Below are 23,161 nucleotides of genomic sequence, written 5' to 3'. Positions count from 1 at the left end.
ATAGGGCTTAAATTCTACCTTCAAATTTTATCAAAAAGTGAGCCATAGCTGCGTTCCAGTTCGGAATCGGCATAACCCATTTCTTGGTCATATAATCAATTGCCAAATATAAGGTCTTAAAAACGGCATTATCATTTGGAAAAACCCTTTTATTCTTAGTAACCTTACGTAATTGGCTATTGACAGATTCTATACTATTAGTTGTGTATATTACTTTCCTTATCGCCTCAGGGTATTCTAGAAAAACCATTAAATTTTCCCAATGAACATACCAAGATTTAGCAATTTGTGGATACTGTTTACTCCATTTAGCTTCAAAAGATTCTAAAGCAAGATGTGCTTCTTCCTCTGTGCTAGCAGTATATATAGGCTTTAAATCAGCCGCTAATTCTTTTCGGTCTTTATATGATACATATTTTAAACTATTTCTAATCTGATGTACAATACATAATTGATGTTCGGTTTTCGGAAAAACTGCTTCTATTGCCTCAGACATACCGGTTAAATTATCACTGCAAGCAATAAGCATGTCTTGCATACCTCTGTTCTTCATCTCAGTAAAATTACCAAGCCAAAATTTAGCTCCTTCATTTTCACTGTTCCACAATCCTAAAATATCCTTCCTTCCAGATAAATCAATACCTAATGCTACATATACAGACTTATTGATAATTCGTTTATCTTGACGTACTTTTACTACTAAACAGTCAAAAAATACTATAGCATATACTCGATCCAATGGTCGGCTTTGCCATATCTTGACATCCTCAATTACATCATCAGTAATTTGACTTATCAAACTTTCGCTAACGTCAGCTCCATACAATTCTTGCATTTGAATCTTAATATCAGATAAGCTCATTCCTTTAGCGTATAACGATATTATTTTATCATCAAATCCTTCAATACGTCTTTGACGCTTCGGAATTAATGCAGGTTCAAATGTACTACTTCTATCCCTTGGAACCTCAATCTCTACAACTCCATTATTTGTTACTAGATTCTTTACTTTACTACCATTACGAACATTATTGCTATCAGTATGACAATATTTATCATATCCTAAGTGATTATTCATCTCTGACTGCAATGCCTTCTCTACAAGCCTTTTGGTTAATTGTTTTAATAAACCATCCTCTTTAAATAAAGTTGATATATCTGTATCATTATTTATTAATAAATCTATTGCTTGATTCATTGCTTCATTTTGTTTGTGACGCATTATAATTTCTCCTTTTGTTATATTATATTTTTATATAACCTTTGAAAAATTTACACACTTATTTGTACAGAGCCAATTTAACCTCGGTATTATCGCTGGATGCTGATTTAATAGTTTTAAAAGATTTAAGCTATTTTAAAACTATTGATATGACGGATTATTTTGTGGCAGGCAACTATGATGCCGGTAATCCTGGTCATAACGAACTTGGGTGTAATCATGATTTACCGTATTTTTATATAAATGCCGGTGTTATGTGGTTTAATTTAGAAAATATGAGAAATAATAAAACGGAAGATTGTTTAATAAATTCATTAAACAATACTGTATGTTCTCTTTCAATGTTTGAACAAGATATAATAAATATAGCTTTTAACGATAGAATTAACCATATTTCACATAAATGGAATCATACACCTAGTTATAGATCAAGCACAACCAATACAAATTATTATACAAAATTTATTTTACATTATTCAGGAACAAAACCTTGGGCTGGGGGTGTGGAAAAAGCACAGATAGAACAATTAGACGATATTTACAAAGAATATTGGCGTTATAGAGAATTAACACCTTGGGGGACGCCATCATAGTACCCTACAATTTTTGTAAAGATGGTATTAGGATAGAAAAAAGTTTTTGTTTGGGAGGTATTAATAATGTGGATATTAGCTGCGTTATGGCTGTTGTAGATTGATAAAAAGCATTTTTGATATGATCAAAGCCATAGGTAAATAATGAAAACAATTGTCTTTCAATGGTTTTGTACCGTTTTATTCGGATGGGATTTAAGGCATTTTGTATTATTCCATTTTTGACTATTAAAGCTGAAGCAATAGCAGTTATCACTAATAATTTTTCAAATCTATCCAATTTTACAATGTACGTCAGTTCGGGATAAGATATAGATGAAATAGTAATAGATAAAAGGATTGTCAAAAAGGAGTGCCTGCAGTATTTATATTTTTAAACAAAAAAACAAACTACAGGCATGAAAAAAGATATCACAGAATTATATAGTTTTATAGATGATTTTTGTAAAATTTATTTGGAGTATGAACAGAGAAAGTTATTACCATCAAATAAGCAAAGAAATCGCTGTTGTAGCATGAGTCTAAGTGAAATGTTAACAATAATAATTATGTTTCATACATCCTATGCTAAGAATTTTAAATTTTTCTATAAAAGTTATATAGAGTGCATGCATAAGGATGATTTTCCCAAAGCCTTGAGTTATAATAGATTTGTTGAATTAATGGCACGATTATTCATACCGCTAAATATGTTGATTCATTTGTTGTTTGGTGAGGAAACAGGTATTTATTTTATTGACTCTACAACGATTAAAGCTTGTCACAATAAAAGGCGTTATAGCAATAAAGTTTTTAAAGGATTAGCCAAACATAGTAAATCCTCTATGGGGTATTTTTATGGTTTTAAATTACATGTAATAATCAATAATAAAGGGGAGTTTATGGCATTAAAAGTGACCAAAGGCAATGTAGATGATAGGGTTCCAGTACCGGAGTTAACAAAAAGATTAACTGGAATTATAGCAGCTGATAAAGGTTATATTAAGCAAAATTTGTTCTTAAATTTATATGAAAGAGGCTTAAAAATGATTCATGGAATTAAGAAGAATATGGAAAATAAATTAATGGATTTGAAAGAAAAAATCTTACTTCGAAAGCGTAACTTAATTGAAACAGTTTTTGATTATCTAAAAAATAAAATGAACCTTGAACATACTAGACATAGATCACCAATAAATGCCTTTGTCCATATATTATCTACTCTTGTTGCTTACTCATTAAAGAAAAATAAACCTTCAACAAAATTTGATTTTAATCTACATGTTCACAATATCCTTATCCCGAATTGACGTAATGTGACTTTTTTCAATATCAAAACCACCGCTTTTTAGGTGCAAAAATAGTCGTTCAACACTCCAACGAAATTTATATAAAGCAAAAATATCTTGCTCTATTTCAATTGAAGACACCAGAACCATCAGCTCGCTCTTATCATTTCTATATGCGGTAAAATTAACCTTTCTATTCCATAATATACCACTACAAGCCCTATACTCTAAGGCTTTAACATCACTAAATATTCTTTCAATGGTTAAAGTTCTTAAACCTTTTGTAAGACGAATTTTATGATCCATTTTTAATGGAATAACAAACTTTAGATGGTTATTTATCAGAAAGTCTAACCATTCTTTATTCATAAATTCTCTATCAGCAAGCAAATATTTTATTCTTTCAACGCCAAAATTATTAATAAATTTCTGTAAAAATTCCTTCATAAATTCTGCAGAACACCCGCCACCATGCGACAAAGTCTTCCAGAATATTGGCACCGATATTTTACCAATTACCATTACTAAAAATAAAATATTAATATCGGATTTACCAAATTTCCAACTTGTCCTATCCATTGCTACGACATAATTTTTTGAAGCAAAAAAGCTTAATAGCAAATAGCCAACCTTCATATAATCAAAATTAAAATCTTTTAAAAAACGATAAATTCTATGAGTTTTTGACGTCGCTTTAGCATCACCTAAAATACCAAGTGCTAAACCTTTTTGATAAATTGAGCTGCCCGTCAGCAAACTAATTACCATACCAACCAAACATTTTAATCTTGATTTATTTCCGTCTATATATAAAATCAATTCTTGAAGTATTATATTATGCATTTTGTTATAAAAATACCTACCTTATACTACTTCACACCACTCTAAATCAACCATTCTTCTTCATCTTCTCAAAATTGTAGGGTACTATAGGACGCCATACTCACCTAAATAGTTTCCTCGTCACTAACTTTTCCTGAATTGACTATACAATTTTTGTAGAGATGATAGGAGAGTAGGAAGAATTTGTTTTCTTCCACTACAAATTTGGCTTTAAACATAATTGGCGTAGCTCATTTTCAATTGTTGAGCCAAAATATCTAGCCAGTGGTAAAAAACTATACTTAGTCTCTTGTATTATTTTCTTTATTTTTTCAGGTGATTTAATTTCAATTGTTTGCATATTATGGATTCGATCACACAATTTAATAAGCAATATGTCATATTTACCTTGAAACCATAACGACTCTACCATTTCCTTTGAGCTAATTTTTCGATCCATTTTTATTCTAGTTAAGTCCTGAACTTGACTGGCAACTAATTTACCAAAATTATTGGCAATTATTTTTTCAGTAATCTCTGTATCTTCAATCGTATCGTGTAGTACACATGTAACCAGTAAATCTGTTCTAAAAAATTTTATATTCTCTCGTGAAGTATAGTTAGTAAAAATACAAGCCACTTCAATTGGATGAGAATAAAAAGGTTCCCCTGAATCTCGCTTTTGCTTACCATGGTACTCTTTGGCGTAGTAAATAGCTTTTTTTACTTTGAGAATATCTATCGTATCTGTCTTGTCATTTAACAGTAATAGTTTATCTAGTAACTTATCTGAATAGCAACAAGTTTCAAATTGTGATTTCCAACAATTAGCCTCTTTCATACAATTTTATTTTTATTTATTACTATTGTAAATAAAACATATAAAAAACTATTTCGTAAGATAGAAATTCAATAGCAAAAAAAGCTTGCTATTTTTACCGGCATTTATAGGAGGGTAAAATGCTTAATAAATCGTTGCATTGCATTGTATTGCATTTAAAATGATAATAAACACTTATTATCAAATCTATAAAATAGTATTATGGACATTTGGAAATTGAGCAACATTGCTAACTCGTACAGTGAAACAAAGGAATATAGATTTAACAATTATGTTGTTAATCCACATATCAAAAATTTAATAGGTAGTGCAAAAGATAAGGCTTTATTAGAGGTAGGATGTGGATTTGGTAGGTACTTAGAGATTTTCTCCAAAGAATGTCCACTAAAATTAGTAGGATGTGATCTTTCTTATTATCAAATAGAATTATGTAAACAATACATACAAAATAATAATATTGGGTTACATGTATTAGATTTCTCTGATTCTGCCAGTCCTGAGATAGTAGGTCAAGGTGAATATGATATTGTTTTCAATATTTTTGTAATTTTATACATAGATACTTTAGAGAAACTTAAAGCATTTATTACAAATTGTTATAAATGCTTAAAAAAAGGTGGAAAGGTTTTAATATGTACTTTAGATATTTTAAGTGCTTCATTTTACCCAGAGGTTTTTAGTATATTAAAACTTCCTACAAAACCTTTGCACAACAATCAATATAGTGATGGTTGTCCAATAGAAATAAGTATCACAAATGATTGTGTGGTAAGGTCTTATCAGAGAGATTTTGATACTTTAAAATCACTAATGACAGAAGCAGGCTTTAAAAATATAAAAAAGTATGATTTATTTTTAGATAAAGTTGCTTTACAGGTTTTTACAGATGAGGAATTAAATATTATAAAAAAGTCTAATATACTTCTACTTATAACAGCAGAAAAATTAAATGATTAATATAAATTACTATAGTCAATTCAGGAAAATTTGGGGCTAGGAGCGACGAGTGACGACACCTCATCAATTGACTATATGTTAAAAATCTTTACAATATCTTATTTAACCTGAGTTTGACGTAAGCACCAAACAAAATGCTAAGCATTATGTAATAACATAAACAAACTGTTGGTGGTGAGCTATGGTAAAAATAAAACCTTAAGGTGGTCCCCTTTGTCTAGACAAAAATTTAGATAAATAGAGATATAATTCACAAAAATTAAATTGTTGTTTTTATACAATATTTTTTTCAAAATATACACATTCTGGAGTTTTATAATCCAAAGCTTGATGCATCCTTTGTCTATTATAAAAGTCCATATATTCGTTAATTGCTGTCTTTGCCTCCTTTACTGTTGTTAAAATAATCCGATAAATTTTTTCCTGTTTTAATGATCGCCAAAAACGTTCAATAAAAATATTATCTAAGGCTCGTCCCTTACCATCCATACTAATCAAGATATTATGTAGCTTTAGCATACTAATAAAATTCTCCGAGGTAAATTGTACTCCTTGATCAGTATTAAATATTTTTGGCATACCATATTTTTCTATAGCGTCTTCAAGGGCTGTTACACAAAATTCACTTTCCAAACTAATGGAGATTCGCCAACTTAGAATATAACGACTATACCAGTCAATAATAGCTACTAAATATACGAACCCTTGGCTCAGTCTTATATACGTTATATCTGCACTCCAAACCTGGTTTGGCAATACTATTTCTAATCCTTTTAGTAAATAAGGATATATTTTATGCGCTTGATTCCTCTTGCTTAAATTTATTTTAGGATAAACAGCTTCAAGACCCATTATCTTGTAGTAACGTCTAACAGCTTTACGACCTACCGAAAAACCTTGGGCTTGTAAATATTTAGCCATCCGCCGCATACCATAATATGGATGCATAGTATAGGTCTCATCAATTATTGCCATAATCTTGATATCTTGTTCACTAATACCAGTAGGTTGATAGTAATAGGTTGACCTGCTAATATCCAATAACTTACACTGTTGTACAATTGTTAACTTATTATGATTAGGCTCTATCATATTACACCTAACCTTTAATTCCAAACAATGCAGATTTTTTTTTGAGCCAGTCACACTCAACGCTTAACTGACCAATTTGCTCATATAGATTCTTGATTAACCCCTGCTGATTTGGATCAGCACTCTGTGTTTTATTCTTAAAACCTTGTACTAACAACTCAAGACCTTGTTTTTTCCAGTTACTTATCTGTGTTGCATGAACACCATACTTACTGGTTATCTGGGCTATTGTTAGCTCTCCCTTAATTGCTTCTATGACAATTTTGGCTTTCTCCTCAGCACTATATTGCCTTACTTGTTTTTTCATCTCTAGCTCTCCTTGTTTGCTAAAGAATTCTATCTCATTTTTCTTATTTTTCTGTCCAAAATATTGGAACCATTATAGTGGTGAGCTATGGTAAAAATAAAACCTTCTTTCAAACCAGTTTGTTAGAAAGAATATTTGAAAAGTAAGAAGGGAGGGATTATAAAGTTCTCGAATAATAACAACAAAATTGGAGAATATATTATGATCCCTCTTACGGAGATTTTCTGCTTAATTGATGATTTTTGCAAGCATTTTGATACGGAGCAAAATAAATATATATTACCAAATCCTAACCGTAAGCGTAAAGTAGTTTGCAGTATAGGACTCTCAGAGATTATTACTATTATACGTCAGTTCGGGATAAGATATAGATGAAATAGTAATAGATAAAAGGATTGTCAAAAAGGAGTGCCTGCAGTATTTATATTTTTAAACAAAAAAACAAACTACAGGCATGAAAAAAGATATCACAGAATTATATAGTTTTATAGATGATTTTTGTAAAATTTATTTGGAGTATGAACAGAGAAAGTTATTACCATCAAATAAGCAAAGAAATCGCTGTTGTAGCATGAGTCTAAGTGAAATGTTAACAATAATAATTATGTTTCATACATCCTATGCTAAGAATTTTAAATTTTTCTATAAAAGTTATATAGAGTGCATGCATAAGGATGATTTTCCCAAAGCCTTGAGTTATAATAGATTTGTTGAATTAATGGCACGATTATTCATACCGCTAAATATGTTGATTCATTTGTTGTTTGGTGAGGAAACAGGTATTTATTTTATTGACTCTACAACGATTAAAGCTTGTCACAATAAAAGGCGTTATAGCAATAAAGTTTTTAAAGGATTAGCCAAACATAGTAAATCCTCTATGGGGTATTTTTATGGTTTTAAATTACATGTAATAATCAATAATAAAGGGGAGTTTATGGCATTAAAAGTGACCAAAGGCAATGTAGATGATAGGGTTCCAGTACCGGAGTTAACAAAAAGATTAACTGGAATTATAGCAGCTGATAAAGGTTATATTAAGCAAAATTTGTTCTTAAATTTATATGAAAGAGGCTTAAAAATGATTCATGGAATTAAGAAGAATATGGAAAATAAATTAATGGATTTGAAAGAAAAAATCTTACTTCGAAAGCGTAACTTAATTGAAACAGTTTTTGATTATCTAAAAAATAAAATGAACCTTGAACATACTAGACATAGATCACCAATAAATGCCTTTGTCCATATATTATCTACTCTTGTTGCTTACTCATTAAAGAAAAATAAACCTTCAACAAAATTTGATTTTAATCTACATGTTCACAATATCCTTATCCCGAATTGACGTAAATTATGTTGGAATGTACTACATCAGACCCAATTTGCTGATAAAACATTAATAACTATTAATGGAAAACATATATCTTATACTTCACGGTTAAGTAACCTATTGTATAATGATATTCAGTCAATATTTGTAGTATAAAGGCTAATATTTATAATGTGTTTACTTTAATCTATTAATTTTGGAGTAGTTGAAATACTTTATGTTTAAAATTGATTCTATTAAATGTATATATTACATGAATTTCTTGAGTATCGCTATTCATAATAATGGCAGGATATGAATATTCTTGGGAGATAATTTCATTATATTCTATGTCTCCTTTAGGAAATAAAGAGTTTTTTATTATAATAGGACACCAATTTAATCCATCATTAAAAGAAATAGCCATACTAAGTATATTACGCGATGTCGAATGATTTGCCACTCTATTGTATACTAATAATATATTATTGTAGAAATTGATAGCATCAATAGCACTATCAGGGTTCAATAAATCAGTTAATTCTAGGTTACTCCAATTTATCCCTCTATTTATAGATATTGATCTATGTATATAAAGTATAGAAAATAGTGAAAAATTAATATTTCTAGGTCTAACTAACATTATAATTTTATTACCTGTATTATTATTGCTAATCAAGGTTGGTTGTATAAAGCCTCTATAACTTTTTTGGTAGATTTTTGGATTATCCGATAAGATAGGATTACTTATATTCCATGTACATAAGTCTGAGGAACTTTCAATAAAGGAGAAGTCATCTATACAGCTTTCTCTAGAACTAGGTAAAAAAATATTATGCTGTAAAATTAATGGTTTATTACGTGCAGGTCCTAAGATTCCATGCAAAAGTTCTGGTTCTTGCCAAGTAAGTCCTTGATCATCGGAGCGAGAAAGTACACCACTCCATGTTCTTGAGTAAGGTCCGATCTTACTAAAAATTAGTAACTGATTATTAAATAGTGTTAATACAGGATTCCCACAACTAATAGTTCCATTATCAGTTTTAAGAGGAATATGATGATCTTTGAAATATTGTGGGGAAACAATTCTTTGAGGTGAATTCCATGTATATTGTCCATTTTTCTTTAATCCTCGACATACCCAAATACTATTATTTTCTTCTAAGGCACCTGGTTCAAATCGTCTTTTACCAAAAAATGAAACTATAAGTTTCTGATCATTTAAAATCAATATAGTAGCAGCATGAACATCCTTAAGATCAGAGTTAGACAAAATAAACTCATCTATTTTAGTTTCTAATATAGGAATGTTTTTTTTCATAAAATCTGTATGATCAGAGAGTTGTTTTTATCTAAATTCTTTTAGCAAAACTTACGCTATGTTATCTCAAATATTATTAAAAACCTTGACCCGAAGCCATATTATCACAGTGAAGAATTTTGATAATATCCAGTACTAAGCTAGTTGTCGTAAAACATAGCGTAAGTTTAGTTAACCCGAGTTGCCAATTAATTTATAAGATCAGAGCTAGGTTTTATGAGCTTTTGAGGTTAATTTGCAACATTAAAACACTCAATAAAAACTATATTTTTTAGAAATATGTTTGTATTGAAAATGTTTTAGTATCGAGCCTCACATGGAATCAGCTTTAAATATAGCTTTTGCCAGTATAATTAATTGGCAACTCGGGTTAGTTAGATGTTTTGGTTAGTTTTTTCTAATTTTTCAAAATAATATAGTCCAAGAGCAAAGGCTATAGTTATTGGAAATAACATAATTTGTAATCCCCAATGTTTAAAATATTCTGTTAAATAAACAAGTCCAAATGAGATAGTAATATTCATTAAAGTAGTAGATAAAGCAAATACTATGCTTGCAGCTCTGAAGCGTTTAAAGACAGGGAAATATTTTAGAAAAATTGGCATAGCTGGATTAGCACTAAGAAAGAATATCATAACAAAAGATTGAATTAAGAATACATGAAAAGAGGTAGTGACATTATTAAGTAAAACAGGGCAAGCAAGAGTGAAAATAAAGAATGCGACTAATTTTATTTTAAGAATTTTTAGTGGATATATGATATAATACCAATTGCAATAATTAACACGGTGTGTTTATCCAGTCTCTATACATAATTGATTTTACTAAATCTACATTATGAGCAAATTGATTCCAAGCGTAACAAGCCATAGTGACGATATCTTCATATACACCATAACATTGGTTAGACAAGAAATGATTTTTGATCCATTCCCAAACTTGTTCCATTGCATTAAGTTCCGGTGCATAGGGCGGAAGCGGTATCAAAGTGATATTGCTTGGCACAGTTAGTTTTTTGGCTGTGTGCCAACCTGCATTATCCGTTAGTAAAGCTATATGTCGGTTGCCTTGAATACTGCGAGAAAGCTCTTCTAAGAATTTATTCATTGCCTGTGTGTTTGCATATGGTAAAATTAATGCAAAAGCTTCTCCTGTATCATGGCAAGCAGCTCCATAAATATATGTTGAAATGAATTGCTGTTGCCGAACTTTACGGGGTCTAGTGCCACGCTTAGCCCATATACGAGTTATACCAATTGCAATAATTAACGCAGTGGTGTAAAATGGGTTTTTAACTGATAAAGGTACTCAAATGGCTAGGTTAATATTACCACAAGGTTTTCATGGTCATGATTTTATAAAAATGATGAAACATGAGCCGCATGGTCGAAATCGTATACGTTTATTGGCGATGTATCACCTTCAATTAGGCAAATCTTTAAAAGCCATATCTGAAATAGTGAAGTCACACTGGAAAACTGTGCAATCATGGCTCAGAAGATTTAGGAATCATGGTTTTGAAGGATTATTTGAATCACAAAGAAGCGGCGCCCCTAGGAAGATTAACACTATACAAGAGTCTGCTCTTTTTGATAAAATCAATACGCTCAGTGAAAGTAAAACTGGTGGGTATATAACTGGAAAGGAGCTACATATCATGTTACTTGAGGAATATGGTGCTAAATGCGCTTTAAAAACAGTCTACAATACTATGCACCGCCTTGGTTTTAGCTGGATTACTTCTCGTTCAATGCATCCAAAGTCAAATCAAGAGACTCAAAATACATATAAAAAAACTTCCCAGACATGTTAACAAAATTATTACCAAAAAATATCGATAGATGTAAAGTTGATATATGGTCTCAGGATGAAACTCGAGTTGGGCAACAAGGTAGCTTAACTCGTATATGGGCTAAGCGTGGCACTAGACCCCGTAAAGTTCGGCAACAGCAATTCATTTCAACATATATTTATGGAGCTGCTTGCCATGATACAGGAGAAGCTTTTGCATTAATTTTACCATATGCAAACACACAGGCAATGAATAAATTCTTAGAAGAGCTTTCTCGCAGTATTCAAGGCAACCGACATATAGCTTTACTAACGGATAATGCAGGTTGGCACACAGCCAAAAAACTAACTGTGCCAAGCAATATCACTTTGATACCGCTTCCGCCCTATGCACCGGAACTTAATGCAATGGAACAAGTTTGGGAATGGATCAAAAATCATTTCTTGTCTAACCAATGTTATGGTGTATATGAAGATATCGTCACTATGGCTTGTTACGCTTGGAATCAATTTGCTCATAATGTAGATTTAGTAAAATCAATTATGTATAGAGACTGGATAAACACACCGTGTTAATTATTGCAATTGGTATTAAGCTACCTTGTTGCCCAACTCGAGTTTCATCCTGAGACCATATATCAACTTTACATCTATCGATATTTTTTGGTAATAATTTTGTTAACATGTCTGGGAAGTTTTTTTATATGTATTTTGAGTCTCTTGATTTGACTTTGGATGCATTGAACGAGAAGTAATCCAGCTAAAACCAAGGCGGTGCATAGTATTGTAGACTGTTTTTAAAGCGCATTTAGCACCATATTCCTCAAGTAACATGATATGTAGCTCCTTTCCAGTTATATACCCACCAGTTTTACTTTCACTGAGCGTATTGATTTTATCAAAAAGAGCAGACTCTTGTATAGTGTTAATCTTCCTAGGGGCGCCGCTTCTTTGTGATTCAAATAATCCTTCAAAACCATGATTCCTAAATCTTCTGAGCCATGATTGCACAGTTTTCCAGTGTGACTTCACTATTTCAGATATGGCTTTTAAAGATTTGCCTAATTGAAGGTGATACATCGCCAATAAACGTATACGATTTCGACCATGCGGCTCATGTTTCATCATTTTTATAAAATCATGACCATGAAAACCTTGTGGTAATATTAACCTAGCCATTTGAGTACCTTTATCAGTTAAAAACCCATTTTATACCACTGCGTTAATTATTGCAATTGGTATAACTTAGATATGTAAGTATCAGATAAGTACAAAAATTTACTATTGAAACGATAAAATTTTGGTGAATTACTTGTTCTGATGTAAAATTGAAAGAGGTTTTTAAGATATTGCCACAATAAATATATGTGAAATAAAAACACATTGGCCATCCACAAGATATTAACAATAAGAATAGTATAATTTTCCAATTAATTTTTTCATTATATATAGGGTTATGTTTTAATATATCACAATTTCCATATATTAATTTAATATTTCTTTTTAGACGTCTTTTGGCATCAGCAAATTCAGGAGTTTCTCGCAATGCAGTTCTAGCAACTGCACCGATAATTGCCACTATAGTTCCTATCCAAAATGCAATACGCCAATTAAATCCAAAAGATGTTACTAGAGAAGCAATAGCTAAAGCGATCATACCTCCTAAATTAGCAAAGACAGAAGTCATTAAGACAATAGGGTATTGTATGGGTGGTTTTGTCATTTCAAGTAAATAAAGTTGAGCTCCAACTATTTCCCCCATAGAGGATATACCCTGAAGAACACGACATACTATAACCAGTACAGTGGCTATGAGTCCTTTTTCAGCATAAGTTGGGGTAATAGCCATAACAAAACAAGAACCAGCCATCATAAAAGTTGTAATAACAACAGTTGTTCTTCTTCCTATAATATCACCTATATAACCAAAAATTAAAGCTCCGCATGGTCTTAATAGATATGTAGAACAAAAAACAAAAGCAGAGTAAATTGCTGCAGTATGGGGATCAGCTTTGGGAAAAAATAATTCATTTAAAAGTACTGCCATGTGAACATAGAGCATTAGATCAAAGTATTCTAAGAATGTGCCAATTGAGAGTAATTTTACAGCTTCTTTTTGTTCCTTTGTTAGTGATTGAAATGTTCCTTCATCATGTCTTATATATTCTTTCATTCGTTATTCCAGGTTGATTACTAGATTGCAAATTCAATAATAACCAACTTCAGATAGTTATTATTGAGAGAACAAGAGATAATTATAGATTATAAGTCACACTATATGTTTTGGGTAGTAATTTTGAATATATAAATGAAAATATTACTGTGAATTTTAATAATTGGTAACTAATTCATCTTCCGATCTGCCGATAGTTAAATTTTCTTTAATTCGTAATTACCAGGTGAAATCTTTTTAACAGAATTGGATCAAAATTCTGTTTGGTACAAGATAAGAAAAAACTAGATTACCAGTTTATTGAATTACGTCAGTTCGGGATAAGATATAGATGAAATAGTAATAGATAAAAGGATTGTCAAAAAGGAGTGCCTGCAGTATTTATATTTTTAAACAAAAAAACAAACTACAGGCATGAAAAAAGATATCACAGAATTATATAGTTTTATAGATGATTTTTGTAAAATTTATTTGGAGTATGAACAGAGAAAGTTATTACCATCAAATAAGCAAAGAAATCGCTGTTGTAGCATGAGTCTAAGTGAAATGTTAACAATAATAATTATGTTTCATACATCCTATGCTAAGAATTTTAAATTTTTCTATAAAAGTTATATAGAGTGCATGCATAAGGATGATTTTCCCAAAGCCTTGAGTTATAATAGATTTGTTGAATTAATGGCACGATTATTCATACCGCTAAATATGTTGATTCATTTGTTGTTTGGTGAGGAAACAGGTATTTATTTTATTGACTCTACAACGATTAAAGCTTGTCACAATAAAAGGCGTTATAGCAATAAAGTTTTTAAAGGATTAGCCAAACATAGTAAATCCTCTATGGGGTATTTTTATGGTTTTAAATTACATGTAATAATCAATAATAAAGGGGAGTTTATGGCATTAAAAGTGACCAAAGGCAATGTAGATGATAGGGTTCCAGTACCGGAGTTAACAAAAAGATTAACTGGAATTATAGCAGCTGATAAAGGTTATATTAAGCAAAATTTGTTCTTAAATTTATATGAAAGAGGCTTAAAAATGATTCATGGAATTAAGAAGAATATGGAAAATAAATTAATGGATTTGAAAGAAAAAATCTTACTTCGAAAGCGTAACTTAATTGAAACAGTTTTTGATTATCTAAAAAATAAAATGAACCTTGAACATACTAGACATAGATCACCAATAAATGCCTTTGTCCATATATTATCTACTCTTGTTGCTTACTCATTAAAGAAAAATAAACCTTCAACAAAATTTGATTTTAATCTACATGTTCACAATATCCTTATCCCGAATTGACGTATTATAGTAATGTTTCACTTGAGTCACTACCGTACCTTTAAAGATTTTTATTTATGCTGCCTATGTCAAAGTTATAGAAAGGAATTTCCAAAACTTGTGAGCTATAGTCGTTTTGTTCAGTTAATGCCAATGAGCTTCATGCCCATGGTGTTACTGCTAAAAAGCCTATCAGGAAAACAAACTGGTCAATATTATATCGACTCTACTAAACTTCCTGCTTGCCATAATTTAAGAATTAATAGACATAAAGTATTCAAAGACATAGCAAAAAGAGGTAAGACTTCCACTGGGTGGTTCTTTGGTTGTAAGCTACATATTGTCATTAACAGTTGCGGAGAGATTATGAGTTTTTCTTTAACTCCAGGAAATGTTGATGATAGAGCAGTGGTGGAAAATTTAGTAGATAAATTACAAGGCTGGCTTTTTGGTGATCGTGGGTATATCAGTAAAAAACTCACTCAATCCCTTGCTAATCAAGGTTTAGAACTAATAACAAAAATTAAAAGTAATATGAAAGAAAGAATAATAGATCCTATTAAAAAGCGGTTTTTAAATAAAAGGTATATTATTGAAACCATTAACGATCAACTAAAAAACCTTTGTCATATAGACCATACAAGGCACAGATCTGTTATGAATTTTCAAACTAACGTATTAGCTGGACTGCTTGCCTATGTTTTTAAGCCTAATAAAATTTCTGTAGCTTTTGGAAAATTAAACAATCTCAACCTTCCTCTTACATCAAACTGAGGTTAATAATAATGATAAGTTTACAGTAAACGAGCAAAAGATAGAGGAAGATAGCAAATGGGACGGTTTGCATGGAGTTATTAGTAACCTAGAAAATGTTGATGTAGCGTATATATTGTCTCGTTATAAAGGATTGTGGCAAATTGAAGAAACATTTCGAATTAGTAAACACGATATTAAGATTAGACCAATTTATCGTATACCTGCAGCAAAACTGCATAACTTTATCTAATGTTTTTGCTAGTATGAATTTTTTATACATTTGGATTCCATACTATGCAAATACCATCAATTACTATTGGAGCCTTTCTAATTAAGTGTGTAAATTTTTCATAGGGCTTAAATTCTACCTTCAAATTTTATCAAAAAGTGAGCCATAGCTGCGTTCCAGTTCGGAATCGGCATAACCCATTTCTTGGTCATATAATCAATTGCCAAATATAAGGTCTTAAAAACGGCATTATCATTTGGAAAAACCCGTTTATTCTTAGTAACCTTACGTAATTGGCTATTGACAGATTCTATACTATTAGTTGTGTATATTACTTTCCTTATCGCCTCAGGGTATTCTAGAAAAACCATTAAATTTTCCCAATGAACATACCAAGATTTAGCAATTTGTGGATACTGTTTACTCCATTTAGCTTCAAAAGATTCTAAAGCAAGATGTGCTTCTTCCTCTGTGCTAGCAGTATATATAGGCTTTAAATCAGCCGCTAATTCTTTTCGGTCTTTATATGATACATATTTTAAACTATTTCTAATCTGATGTACAATACATAATTGATGTTCGGTTTTCGGAAAAACTGCTTCTATTGCCTCAGACATACCGGTTAAATTATCACTGCAAGCAATAAGCATGTCTTGCATACCTCTGTTCTTCATCTCAGTAAAATTACCAAGCCAAAATTTAGCTCCTTCATTTTCACTGTTCCACAATCCTAAAATATCCTTCCTTCCAGATAAATCAATACCTAATGCTACATATACAGACTTATTGATAATTCGTTTATCTTGACGTACTTTTACTACTAAACAGTCAAAAAATACTATAGCATATACTCGATCCAATGGTCGGCTTTGCCATATCTTGACATCCTCAATTACATCATCAGTAATTTGACTTATCAAACTTTCGCTAACGTCAGCTCCATACAATTCTTGCATTTGAATCTTAATATCAGATAAGCTCATTCCTTTAGCGTATAACGATATTATTTTATCATCAAATCCTTCAATACGTCTTTGACGCTTCGGAATTAATGCAGGTTCAAATGTACTACTTCTATCCCTTGGAACCTCAATCTCTACAACTCCATTATTTGTTACTAGATTCTTTACTTTACTACCATTACGAACATTATTGCTATCAGTATGACAATATTTATCATATCCTAAGTGATTATTCATCTCTGACTGCAATGCCTTCTCTACAAGCCTTTTGGTTAATTGTTTTAATAAACCATCCTCTTTAAATAAAGTTGATATATCTGTATCATTATTTATTAATAAATCTATTGCTTGATTCATTGCTTCATTTTGTTTGTGACGCATTATAATTTCTCCTTTTGTTATATTATATTTTTATATAACCTTTGAAAAATTTACACACTTATTTGTACAGAGCCTACTATTGAGCAAGTAGCTCAGCAATTTAAAGCCTGGCGTCAAACTAAAACTAATAAGTTTGATCCTATACCAAACCATCTAAAGGAATTAGTTTACCAATTACTCCATCATTATTCTTACCAAGAGATAGCTAAACATCTTAATATTAATAAAGCAACAATCAGTTCAATTAAAAAAGCCCATGAGCCTACCCTCAAAACTTCTCCTGTCTCAACTTCAAATCAAGCTCTACAACAAAATATTAATTTTCTCCCATTTCAACTATTATATTCTATAGATACCGATCCTGTAGCTGCCCCCAAACAAAATCACTATACTTGTCACATTATTAAACCAAATGGTACCAAACTTATTATCCAAACACTAGAACCAAAAACCATAATTCAGACATTTTTATGTTGCAACTAACCCCGGCGTCAGCCATTTTTTGGCACAACAACACTGAAGTCGGGAAAATTTACAAATTATTCAGCAACTGAGTAAAATTCTAAATATTCAAGATCATAATCAACAAGCAACTAAAACTGCATTATCTGGCAAAATTGTGGTATTTACTGGTTCCTTACTAACTCTCTCAAGAGCAGAAGCCAAATCTCAGGCAGAAAAATTAGGAGCTAAAGTAGCCAGTAGCGTTTCGTCTACCACTGATTTAGTAGTGGCAGGTAGCGATGCTGGTAGTAAACTCAAGAAAGCTAAAGAGCTGGGGATTAAAATTATTGATGAAGATGAGTGGCAAAAGTTAGTACTCTTACGCCATACCCTATAACTCGATAATCAAGTTTTTTGCATAGCTTATAAATATAGTCAATTCAGGAGAATTTGGGGCTAGAAGCAATGGAGCGACGCCTATAAGTAATAGGCGAGCGACGAGTGACGACGTCCCCAACTTCTCATCAATTGACTATAGTAGGTTGTTTGAAGGAAATTTGAATATATCCGAGTCACAACATCTATCTTTAAACGCAAAATTTGTCATATATGGACGAGTGAATTTGTCAACAAAGAAAATAAAAAAATAGAGCCACAAAGGAAGCGGTCATATATTCGGCATCGAGTGCCATAATGGTTTCTGCATTCTTATAAATATCCTTGAGTGACCTCTCATTCCCACGGCTTCTAGAGCCTCGACATAATTACGGATTTTATTCAGAATACTTATTCATTAACTCTTTAACTTTCGTTCTCTTTATTGTTACTATTCTTTACTCGCAATATTTATCAATTACCAATTTTTATTTAGTTGACATAGTTTCTTCTTTTTTCTCAACTAAACTAATTTGCAACATATTCGCTACCATTGGTGACTACTGCATAAGCAATCCTTGCTAACTTATTTGCTAAACCAACACATATAATATTATATGATTTATTTTCAGCAAATTTCTTCACTGCCCACTGCACTAGTTTATCTTTCGATTCCTTACCACTTTTTGCTCTTATTGCTATTGTCCTTGCGGCTTGAATCAACATAGTTCTGGCATATCTATCTCCCTGTTTGGTAATCCCTCCTAAAACTATCTTATCTCCTGAGCTATGTTGCTTTGGTACCAAACCAAGCGAAGCAGCAAAATCCCTCGGGGTTGGATAACTTTCCATTGGGGCTACACTCAAACAACTAGCATTGATTGCTCCAATGCCAAAAATTGTCTGCAACCTAGTAGCTTTCTCACTTTGCTTATTATTGCTGATAATCAGCTTTTCTAAAGTTTTCTCTTTGTCACATAAATCCTCAATTTCTTTACATTCTAAAAGTAAAATTGACCGTATCCCAGAATTTATATAACCTTTACTATACGCTAACTCTACCTCCAGCCTACATGATTTGCAAAATTTATTTTTACTTAATTTTGTATTATAGCCATATTCACATAAACTTGATATTGTAGAATTAGTTTTTTGCACACGATCTCTGATCGTATTACTTCTAATTTTATGCAAAAATTTTATATCTTGTTCCTCTTTGCTTTTTGGCAGCACAGTTTTTAATTCTGGATCACGAGCCGCTTTGCATATTGCTAACGCATCGTTATAATCATTTTTCTGTTTCGATGTAGCATAAACTTTTACATCTTTTGTTTTCATTGGTTTGACTTGCAAACCAAGCTTAGCAATTTCCTGTGACCAATAATTAGCTCCTCCACATGCTTCCATAGCTAGCAATGAACTTTTATCGAGATTGCTTAAATAGGCTATTAACTCATCTCTTGTAACTTTTTGATAACCTATTTTTTTGCCATTTTGATCGACTTGCACCAAGTGCATACTATTTTTTGCTAAATCTATTCCTATTATAGTATTTTTTATGCTATTATTTATCATGGTATGGACCTATTAATTAAATTATTATTTAATTTGGAGCAGCTGAAAACTATTTTTCAGCTGACTCCGTACCAGTAAAGCATATTTCGCTTCACTCGTCCATACCATCATTCCTGCTTCGGTGCGGAATCTAGACCCCTACCTTCGCAGGGGTGACACTTAAGCTATTCAAAAAACTTGATCATCGGGTAATATGCATATTATTAGTACCTCAAAAAGAGAACTTTTTTCTATTCTTCGCTCATCTCTACAAAAATTGTATGAACTATAACAGACATTGCTAAGTCTTTTTTGATAAGATATTTGTGGATAATGTTTAGTTAAAGACAACAATATTGTTGTGGTTGGTTGCGGGGGTTGGATTTGAACCAACGACCTTCAGGTTATGAGCCTGACGAGCTACCAGACTGCTCCACCCCACGATAATATGCATAGTCAATTGATAAGAAGTTGGTGACATCGTCGCTCCATCGCTCCTAGCCCCAAATTCTCCTGAATTGACTATATTCTTGCCAAAAAATAGCTCAAAATATAATTAGCTATCGCAGGCAACCTCCTAGGGCAATTTAAAAGTTATATGGTAAAATACAGCCTAAAAACCCAAAGCGTTATTACCCTGCATGTTAGCAAAAAATTTCCCAAACAAGCAAAACTTGATTAAACCTTCTTGCCAAAATTAAGCCCAGCAAATTTCTTGTTAAAGTCACTAACATTTTTGTTAGATTGGTTAACAATATTTCCAGATTCTTTAGTCCATGCTGGATGTTTCCTGTAATCAACATCCATCAAAATCTCTTCTGCATGACCACCGGAATTTGTCTCAAAAACATCATTACTAATGATAATTTTGAACTTTTTATATTTCGGATGTATTCCAGCTTTCATAATGCAGCACCAACTTTTTTCTCAGCTATCTTTTTTTTAATCACTTGTGCTTTGTCCGAAAGTATATCACTTGATATTTTAAGCATATACTCATCAAAACCACCTACCTTCTCGACAGAACGTAGACATTTGGCATTTACTGAAAGCTTGTATTCTTGCCCAGTAAGCTCACTAGCAAACCTTACCACTCTAAGATTCGGCTCAAAGCGTCTTCTAGTTTTTCTTTGCGAGTGTGACACTTTATTACCGTGTAAAACACCAACTCCACTAAGCTCACATCTACGAGACATCGTGACTCCTATAATTTATCATCAAATATTATGTATATAATACTCCTAATAGGAGTATATGTCAATATGTACATTATAAATATTATAGATATATTCCAAATATTTGCTAGGCTCTGTGAACAAAATTTTAATTGTTTAGATTTTGAGTATTTTTAAGCGAAAATTAATAAAATTTTTGCCGGAATAGTTAGTTCTATTTCAAAAAAATCTTATAATTTGCAGCTAAAAAGAGTCGAAATCTAGTAATTTAAATTTTGTTCACAGAGCCTAGTAATTAAAACTTTTGAAGAGATGGCAACATATCGCTCATTGAATAAAGAGCAGGTGGTTTATCAGATATCCAGATTGCCGCCTGAATTGCACTATCAGCAAAGGACTCTCTTGACCCATGATGTTTCAGAGTAATGGTTTGGTTATCTCCTAAAAATAATACTTCGTGTTCTCCATGCAAATGCCCACCTCTAATAGAAGTAATGCCAATTTCACCAGCCTGTCTTTGTCCTTTTACAGTACGATGAAAGATCGCACATTGATTAAAATCTAAATTTCTAACTTTTGCCACAGCCTTACCTAACATTATCGCCGTACCAGACGGAGCGTCTTTTTTCATACGATGGTGACAATCTAAAATCTCTATATCGTAAGTATTATCTAGAATTTCTGCTGCCTTTTTCGCTAGCATCGTTAGTAGATTTGCCCCTAAACTCATATTAGCTGAATAGAATATTGCCAATTTTTTGGAAAATTCATGTAAACTATCAAGTTGATAGTTAGCCAAACCAGTAGTACCAATAACTAATTTGTTGTTGTACGTAATGGCATAATCAAGAAGTTTGTCCAATATCTCGCTACTAGAAAAGTCAATAATCACCTCAGAATTTTGACAAAATTCAGCAAAATCCCTTATGCTATTTTTTCTAGAAAATGTGGCAGAAAGCATACAGCTATTTAATCCATGCATTTTTTGAATTATCATCTGCCCCATTTTACCGGTAGCACCACAAATACCTATAGAAATCATTTTAACTCTCTATATTGCCTTAAACAATGCACCAATGGTTTTAAATTACTTTTTACCATAGTACTTATCACTTTACCAACCAATATAACATGATCCCCCACTTCATATTGACTAAACTTGTTGCACTCAATATGGCAAACTGCTCCTTCAATCAAAGGGCAATTAGTAATTTGTCCTAAATTATATGAAATACCAGCAAATTTATCAGTATTAAACTTAGAAAAATGTCTAGAAATATTCTCTTGATTTTCAGCTAGAATACTAACAGCAAAATACTCACTACCAGTAAAAGCACTCATACTAAAGGATTTTTTATCAATACAAAACAATACCAATGGCGGTAACAAGGAAACCGAGGTAAAAGAATCTGCCGTAAAACCAAATAGCTTGTTATTGTATAAAGTGGTGATAATAGTAACGCCCGTAGGCAAAGTGCTAAGAGCTTGTTTAAATTGTTCCGAATCCACTATTGCAGCCATTTTTTAGTAATGCGACTAATTGTACCATCTTTTTTTAATTCACTAATAACTTTATCAATATTTTCAACAAGTTTAGAATCTTTTGGCATAGCGATAGCAAGTTCAGATGAGAATTCTGTTAAACAAAAACTAGCAAGATCAGGATTATTCTCAATAAATTTCTTAGATTGCGATTCCTCTAATACTACCACATCTACAACTTTCGATTTCAATTCTTCGACTAGCATTAAATTATTTGACAAATAATTTGTTCTAATATTAAACTGCTTGGCTAAATCCTGAACTATCACCGCCCATGTTGTACCAAGTTGCACACCAACAATTTTATTATCCAAATCTCCAACATTTTTCAAATCATCTGCTGTTCTATATAATACTGACACGTTAGTTGTTACATAAGGGGCTGAAAAGCTAATGTGTTTCTTACGTTCTTCAGTCACTGTTAATCCAGCAATTACTATATCAACATTTTCACTAGCTAAGGATGCAAGTAAGCCATTAAAATCAAAATTTTTAATTATAACTTTCTTCTCTAATTTTTCTCCTATAGCATTAATAATATCAATGTCAAGTCCCACTATTTGCCCATTTTGAATAAATTCGTAAGGGGGATTATCTGCGGAAGTCGCAACTATTAAATTCTTTTCCTGAGGCTTGTTATCACAACCAACTATCAAAAAAGAACATATAATAAGGAAGAAAAGCTTTATTAATTTCATAAAATTAAATAACTATTTTAATTATTACTATATTATCGCACTTCTTGCACTCATATACAACAGAC

The 23,161-nt window shown here is 31.6% G+C and carries 26 protein-coding genes, 1 tRNA gene and 4 pseudogenes; 11 read left to right on the top strand and 20 right to left on the bottom strand.

What is annotated here, in order from left to right; translation table 11 throughout:
* Nucleotides 1-7 precede the first annotated feature (7 nt).
* Nucleotides 8-1,222: an IS256 family transposase gene (locus NBW66_RS12785; protein WP_250310568.1), complete on the bottom strand. Its 1,215-nt coding sequence runs from the start codon at nucleotides 1,220-1,222 to the stop codon at nucleotides 8-10.
* A gap of 41 nt (nucleotides 1,223-1,263) precedes the next feature.
* Between NBW66_RS12785 and NBW66_RS12780 the strand changes: the two genes are divergently transcribed.
* Nucleotides 1,264-1,815: a glycosyltransferase family 8 protein gene (locus NBW66_RS12780; RefSeq protein ID WP_250311211.1), complete on the top strand. Its 552-nt coding sequence runs from the start codon at nucleotides 1,264-1,266 to the stop codon at nucleotides 1,813-1,815.
* Nucleotides 1,816-1,819: 4 nt separating this feature from the next.
* Here the strand turns inward: NBW66_RS12780 and NBW66_RS12775 are convergent, their stop codons facing one another.
* Nucleotides 1,820-2,161, bottom strand: a complete 342-nt coding sequence (locus tag NBW66_RS12775; RefSeq protein ID WP_250311210.1) for a hypothetical protein — start codon at nucleotides 2,159-2,161, stop codon at nucleotides 1,820-1,822.
* 52 nt (nucleotides 2,162-2,213) lie between these two features.
* On the opposite strand from NBW66_RS12775, the gene NBW66_RS12770 reads away from it, so the two are divergent.
* Nucleotides 2,214-3,104 carry an IS982 family transposase gene (locus tag NBW66_RS12770; protein WP_250310582.1) on the top strand — a complete coding sequence of 297 codons (891 nt, stop codon included), beginning with the start codon at nucleotides 2,214-2,216 and terminating at the stop codon, nucleotides 3,102-3,104.
* On the opposite strand, the gene NBW66_RS12765 is transcribed toward NBW66_RS12770, so the two are convergent.
* Nucleotides 3,072-3,926, bottom strand: a complete 855-nt coding sequence (locus NBW66_RS12765) for a transposase (protein WP_250311209.1) — start codon at nucleotides 3,924-3,926, stop codon at nucleotides 3,072-3,074. The two genes, NBW66_RS12770 and NBW66_RS12765, sit on opposite strands and share 33 nt — an antisense overlap.
* Nucleotides 3,927-4,122: 196 nt before the next feature.
* Nucleotides 4,123-4,746 carry an HD domain-containing protein gene (locus tag NBW66_RS12760; protein ID WP_250311208.1) on the bottom strand — a complete coding sequence of 208 codons (624 nt, stop codon included), beginning with the start codon at nucleotides 4,744-4,746 and terminating at the stop codon, nucleotides 4,123-4,125.
* Between the two features lie 201 nt (nucleotides 4,747-4,947).
* Between NBW66_RS12760 and NBW66_RS12755 the strand changes: the two genes are divergently transcribed.
* Nucleotides 4,948-5,703 (top strand): class I SAM-dependent methyltransferase, encoded by a 756-nt coding sequence (locus tag NBW66_RS12755; RefSeq protein WP_250311207.1) that lies wholly within the window; start codon nucleotides 4,948-4,950, stop codon nucleotides 5,701-5,703.
* A 273-nt stretch (nucleotides 5,704-5,976) separates the two neighbouring features.
* Here NBW66_RS12755 and NBW66_RS12750 read toward each other — a convergent pair whose 3' ends face one another.
* Both NBW66_RS12750 and NBW66_RS12745 read right to left on the bottom strand, forming a co-directional pair.
* Nucleotides 5,977-6,795 (bottom strand): IS3 family transposase, encoded by an 819-nt coding sequence (locus NBW66_RS12750; protein WP_250310664.1) that lies wholly within the window; start codon nucleotides 6,793-6,795, stop codon nucleotides 5,977-5,979.
* 7 nt (nucleotides 6,796-6,802) lie between these two features.
* A complete protein-coding gene (locus NBW66_RS12745) occupies nucleotides 6,803-7,102 on the bottom strand; it encodes a transposase (RefSeq protein ID WP_094649795.1) in 300 nt (99 codons plus the stop codon).
* A gap of 201 nt (nucleotides 7,103-7,303) precedes the next feature.
* Between NBW66_RS12745 and NBW66_RS12740 the strand changes: the two are divergent.
* A pseudogene (locus NBW66_RS12740) lies at nucleotides 7,304-7,471 on the top strand (IS982 family transposase); the annotation flags it as partial.
* An 85-nt stretch (nucleotides 7,472-7,556) separates the two neighbouring features.
* Nucleotides 7,557-8,447, top strand: coding sequence for an IS982 family transposase (locus tag NBW66_RS12735; protein ID WP_250310582.1), 891 nt, complete (start codon nucleotides 7,557-7,559; stop codon nucleotides 8,445-8,447).
* Between the two features lie 175 nt (nucleotides 8,448-8,622).
* Here the strand turns inward: NBW66_RS12735 and NBW66_RS12730 are convergent, their stop codons facing one another.
* The 3 genes from NBW66_RS12730 to NBW66_RS12720 form a co-directional block, all read right to left on the bottom strand.
* Nucleotides 8,623-9,732, bottom strand: a complete 1,110-nt coding sequence (locus tag NBW66_RS12730) for an exo-alpha-sialidase (RefSeq protein ID WP_250311206.1) — start codon at nucleotides 9,730-9,732, stop codon at nucleotides 8,623-8,625.
* A 374-nt stretch (nucleotides 9,733-10,106) separates the two neighbouring features.
* Nucleotides 10,107-10,256, bottom strand: a complete 150-nt coding sequence (locus NBW66_RS12725; protein ID WP_250311205.1) for a proline/betaine transporter — start codon at nucleotides 10,254-10,256, stop codon at nucleotides 10,107-10,109.
* A 256-nt stretch (nucleotides 10,257-10,512) separates the two neighbouring features.
* The gene (locus NBW66_RS12720) at nucleotides 10,513-10,974 is read right to left on the bottom strand and encodes an IS630 family transposase (RefSeq protein ID WP_250312256.1); all 462 of its coding nucleotides are present in this window, start codon (nucleotides 10,972-10,974) and stop codon (nucleotides 10,513-10,515) included.
* A gap of 70 nt (nucleotides 10,975-11,044) precedes the next feature.
* Here NBW66_RS12720 and NBW66_RS12715 point away from each other — a divergent pair, with 70 nt between their 5' ends.
* Both NBW66_RS12715 and NBW66_RS12710 read left to right on the top strand, forming a co-directional pair.
* Nucleotides 11,045-11,545 carry a helix-turn-helix domain-containing protein gene (locus NBW66_RS12715; protein WP_250310542.1) on the top strand — a complete coding sequence of 167 codons (501 nt, stop codon included), beginning with the start codon at nucleotides 11,045-11,047 and terminating at the stop codon, nucleotides 11,543-11,545.
* The gene (locus tag NBW66_RS12710) at nucleotides 11,539-12,099 is read left to right on the top strand and encodes an IS630 family transposase (protein ID WP_250310543.1); all 561 of its coding nucleotides are present in this window, start codon (nucleotides 11,539-11,541) and stop codon (nucleotides 12,097-12,099) included. Before NBW66_RS12715 ends, NBW66_RS12710 begins: the two co-directional genes overlap by 7 nt.
* Here NBW66_RS12710 and NBW66_RS12705 read toward each other — a convergent pair.
* Genes NBW66_RS12705 through NBW66_RS12695 form a run of 3 tightly spaced genes read right to left on the bottom strand, consistent with a single transcriptional unit; the run spans nucleotide 12,065 to nucleotide 13,696 of the window.
* Nucleotides 12,065-12,208 carry a hypothetical protein gene (locus tag NBW66_RS12705; RefSeq protein WP_250311204.1) on the bottom strand — a complete coding sequence of 48 codons (144 nt, stop codon included), beginning with the start codon at nucleotides 12,206-12,208 and terminating at the stop codon, nucleotides 12,065-12,067. The genes NBW66_RS12710 and NBW66_RS12705 overlap by 35 nt on opposite strands.
* Complete coding sequence (locus NBW66_RS12700; RefSeq protein ID WP_250310542.1) at nucleotides 12,202-12,702, bottom strand: helix-turn-helix domain-containing protein; 501 nt, start codon at nucleotides 12,700-12,702, stop codon at nucleotides 12,202-12,204. The genes NBW66_RS12705 and NBW66_RS12700 overlap by 7 nt, the downstream gene beginning before the upstream one ends.
* Before the next feature lie 43 nt (nucleotides 12,703-12,745).
* Nucleotides 12,746-13,696: an MFS transporter gene (locus NBW66_RS12695; protein ID WP_250311203.1), complete on the bottom strand. Its 951-nt coding sequence runs from the start codon at nucleotides 13,694-13,696 to the stop codon at nucleotides 12,746-12,748.
* Nucleotides 13,697-14,110: 414 nt separating this feature from the next.
* On the opposite strand from NBW66_RS12695, the gene NBW66_RS12690 reads away from it, so the two are divergent.
* From NBW66_RS12690 to NBW66_RS15360, 3 genes and pseudogenes are all read left to right on the top strand, one after another.
* On the top strand, nucleotides 14,111-15,001 hold the full coding sequence (locus NBW66_RS12690) for an IS982 family transposase (protein ID WP_250310582.1): 891 nt from the start codon (nucleotides 14,111-14,113) through the stop codon (nucleotides 14,999-15,001).
* Nucleotides 15,002-15,004: 3 nt separating this feature from the next.
* Nucleotides 15,005-15,754, top strand: a pseudogene (locus tag NBW66_RS12685) (IS982 family transposase); the annotation flags it as partial.
* A gap of 1 nt (nucleotide 15,755) precedes the next feature.
* Nucleotides 15,756-15,950 (top strand): annotated as a pseudogene (locus NBW66_RS15360) (IS1634 family transposase); the annotation flags it as partial.
* Nucleotides 15,951-16,093: 143 nt separating this feature from the next.
* On the opposite strand, the gene NBW66_RS12680 reads toward NBW66_RS15360, so the two are convergent.
* Nucleotides 16,094-17,308, bottom strand: coding sequence for an IS256 family transposase (locus NBW66_RS12680; protein ID WP_250310568.1), 1,215 nt, complete (start codon nucleotides 17,306-17,308; stop codon nucleotides 16,094-16,096).
* A 523-nt stretch (nucleotides 17,309-17,831) separates the two neighbouring features.
* Here NBW66_RS12680 and NBW66_RS12675 point away from each other — a divergent pair.
* A pseudogene (locus NBW66_RS12675) lies at nucleotides 17,832-18,149 on the top strand (BRCT domain-containing protein); the annotation flags it as partial.
* Nucleotides 18,150-18,655: 506 nt separating this feature from the next.
* Here the strand turns inward: NBW66_RS12675 and NBW66_RS12670 are convergent.
* The 7 genes from NBW66_RS12670 to NBW66_RS12640 form a co-directional block, all read right to left on the bottom strand.
* Nucleotides 18,656-19,702 (bottom strand): IS110 family RNA-guided transposase, encoded by a 1,047-nt coding sequence (locus NBW66_RS12670; protein ID WP_250311201.1) that lies wholly within the window; start codon nucleotides 19,700-19,702, stop codon nucleotides 18,656-18,658.
* A gap of 345 nt (nucleotides 19,703-20,047) precedes the next feature.
* Nucleotides 20,048-20,124 (bottom strand) — tRNA-Met (locus tag NBW66_RS12665).
* Between the two features lie 235 nt (nucleotides 20,125-20,359).
* A complete protein-coding gene (gene rpmE, locus NBW66_RS12660; RefSeq protein WP_094648654.1) occupies nucleotides 20,360-20,587 on the bottom strand; it encodes a 50S ribosomal protein L31 in 228 nt (75 codons plus the stop codon).
* Nucleotides 20,584-20,877: a 50S ribosomal protein L28 gene (gene rpmB / locus NBW66_RS12655; protein ID WP_094648653.1), complete on the bottom strand. Its 294-nt coding sequence runs from the start codon at nucleotides 20,875-20,877 to the stop codon at nucleotides 20,584-20,586. The genes rpmE and rpmB overlap by 4 nt, the downstream gene beginning before the upstream one ends.
* Before the next feature lie 274 nt (nucleotides 20,878-21,151).
* Nucleotides 21,152-21,898 (bottom strand): 4-hydroxy-tetrahydrodipicolinate reductase, encoded by a 747-nt coding sequence (gene dapB, locus NBW66_RS12650; RefSeq protein ID WP_250311200.1) that lies wholly within the window; start codon nucleotides 21,896-21,898, stop codon nucleotides 21,152-21,154.
* The gene (locus NBW66_RS12645) at nucleotides 21,895-22,377 is read right to left on the bottom strand and encodes a flavin reductase family protein (protein ID WP_250311199.1); all 483 of its coding nucleotides are present in this window, start codon (nucleotides 22,375-22,377) and stop codon (nucleotides 21,895-21,897) included. The genes dapB and NBW66_RS12645 overlap by 4 nt, the downstream gene beginning before the upstream one ends.
* Nucleotides 22,365-23,096 (bottom strand): ABC transporter substrate-binding protein, encoded by a 732-nt coding sequence (locus tag NBW66_RS12640; RefSeq protein ID WP_250311198.1) that lies wholly within the window; start codon nucleotides 23,094-23,096, stop codon nucleotides 22,365-22,367. The genes NBW66_RS12645 and NBW66_RS12640 overlap by 13 nt, the downstream gene beginning before the upstream one ends.
* Nucleotides 23,097-23,161: the final 65 nt, after the last annotated feature.

It is taken from the genome of Rickettsia endosymbiont of Oedothorax gibbosus, from assembly GCF_936269705.1.
Taxonomy (GTDB): Bacteria; Pseudomonadota; Alphaproteobacteria; order Rickettsiales; family Rickettsiaceae; genus Tisiphia.
The sequence above is the reverse complement of the archived record's forward strand: the minus strand, read 5'-3'. Positions and strand labels throughout refer to the sequence as shown.

Coding starts and splice junctions, on each gene's coding strand:
- NBW66_RS12785 (WP_250310568.1), bottom strand. CDS start 1,222: ATGCGTCACAAACAAAATGAAGCAATGAATCAAGCAATAGATTTATTA.
- NBW66_RS12770 (WP_250310582.1), top strand. CDS start 2,214: ATGAAAAAAGATATCACAGAATTATATAGTTTTATAGATGATTTTTGT.
- NBW66_RS12765 (WP_250311209.1), bottom strand. CDS start 3,926: ATGCATAATATAATACTTCAAGAATTGATTTTATATATAGACGGAAAT.
- NBW66_RS12760 (WP_250311208.1), bottom strand. CDS start 4,746: ATGAAAGAGGCTAATTGTTGGAAATCACAATTTGAAACTTGTTGCTAT.
- NBW66_RS12755 (WP_250311207.1), top strand. CDS start 4,948: ATGGACATTTGGAAATTGAGCAACATTGCTAACTCGTACAGTGAAACA.
- NBW66_RS12750 (WP_250310664.1), bottom strand. CDS start 6,795: ATGATAGAGCCTAATCATAATAAGTTAACAATTGTACAACAGTGTAAG.
- NBW66_RS12745 (WP_094649795.1), bottom strand. CDS start 7,102: ATGAAAAAACAAGTAAGGCAATATAGTGCTGAGGAGAAAGCCAAAATT.
- NBW66_RS12735 (WP_250310582.1), top strand. CDS start 7,557: ATGAAAAAAGATATCACAGAATTATATAGTTTTATAGATGATTTTTGT.
- NBW66_RS12730 (WP_250311206.1), bottom strand. CDS start 9,732: ATGAAAAAAAACATTCCTATATTAGAAACTAAAATAGATGAGTTTATT.
- NBW66_RS12725 (WP_250311205.1), bottom strand. CDS start 10,256: ATGAATATTACTATCTCATTTGGACTTGTTTATTTAACAGAATATTTT.
- NBW66_RS12715 (WP_250310542.1), top strand. CDS start 11,045: ATGGCTAGGTTAATATTACCACAAGGTTTTCATGGTCATGATTTTATA.
- NBW66_RS12710 (WP_250310543.1), top strand. CDS start 11,539: ATGTTAACAAAATTATTACCAAAAAATATCGATAGATGTAAAGTTGAT.
- NBW66_RS12705 (WP_250311204.1), bottom strand. CDS start 12,208: ATGTTAACAAAATTATTACCAAAAAATATCGATAGATGTAAAGTTGAT.
- NBW66_RS12700 (WP_250310542.1), bottom strand. CDS start 12,702: ATGGCTAGGTTAATATTACCACAAGGTTTTCATGGTCATGATTTTATA.
- NBW66_RS12695 (WP_250311203.1), bottom strand. CDS start 13,696: ATGAAAGAATATATAAGACATGATGAAGGAACATTTCAATCACTAACA.
- NBW66_RS12690 (WP_250310582.1), top strand. CDS start 14,111: ATGAAAAAAGATATCACAGAATTATATAGTTTTATAGATGATTTTTGT.
- NBW66_RS12680 (WP_250310568.1), bottom strand. CDS start 17,308: ATGCGTCACAAACAAAATGAAGCAATGAATCAAGCAATAGATTTATTA.
- NBW66_RS12670 (WP_250311201.1), bottom strand. CDS start 19,702: ATGATAAATAATAGCATAAAAAATACTATAATAGGAATAGATTTAGCA.
- rpmE (WP_094648654.1), bottom strand. CDS start 20,587: ATGAAAGCTGGAATACATCCGAAATATAAAAAGTTCAAAATTATCATT.
- rpmB (WP_094648653.1), bottom strand. CDS start 20,877: ATGTCTCGTAGATGTGAGCTTAGTGGAGTTGGTGTTTTACACGGTAAT.
- dapB (WP_250311200.1), bottom strand. CDS start 21,898: ATGATTTCTATAGGTATTTGTGGTGCTACCGGTAAAATGGGGCAGATG.
- NBW66_RS12645 (WP_250311199.1), bottom strand. CDS start 22,377: ATGGCTGCAATAGTGGATTCGGAACAATTTAAACAAGCTCTTAGCACT.
- NBW66_RS12640 (WP_250311198.1), bottom strand. CDS start 23,096: ATGAAATTAATAAAGCTTTTCTTCCTTATTATATGTTCTTTTTTGATA.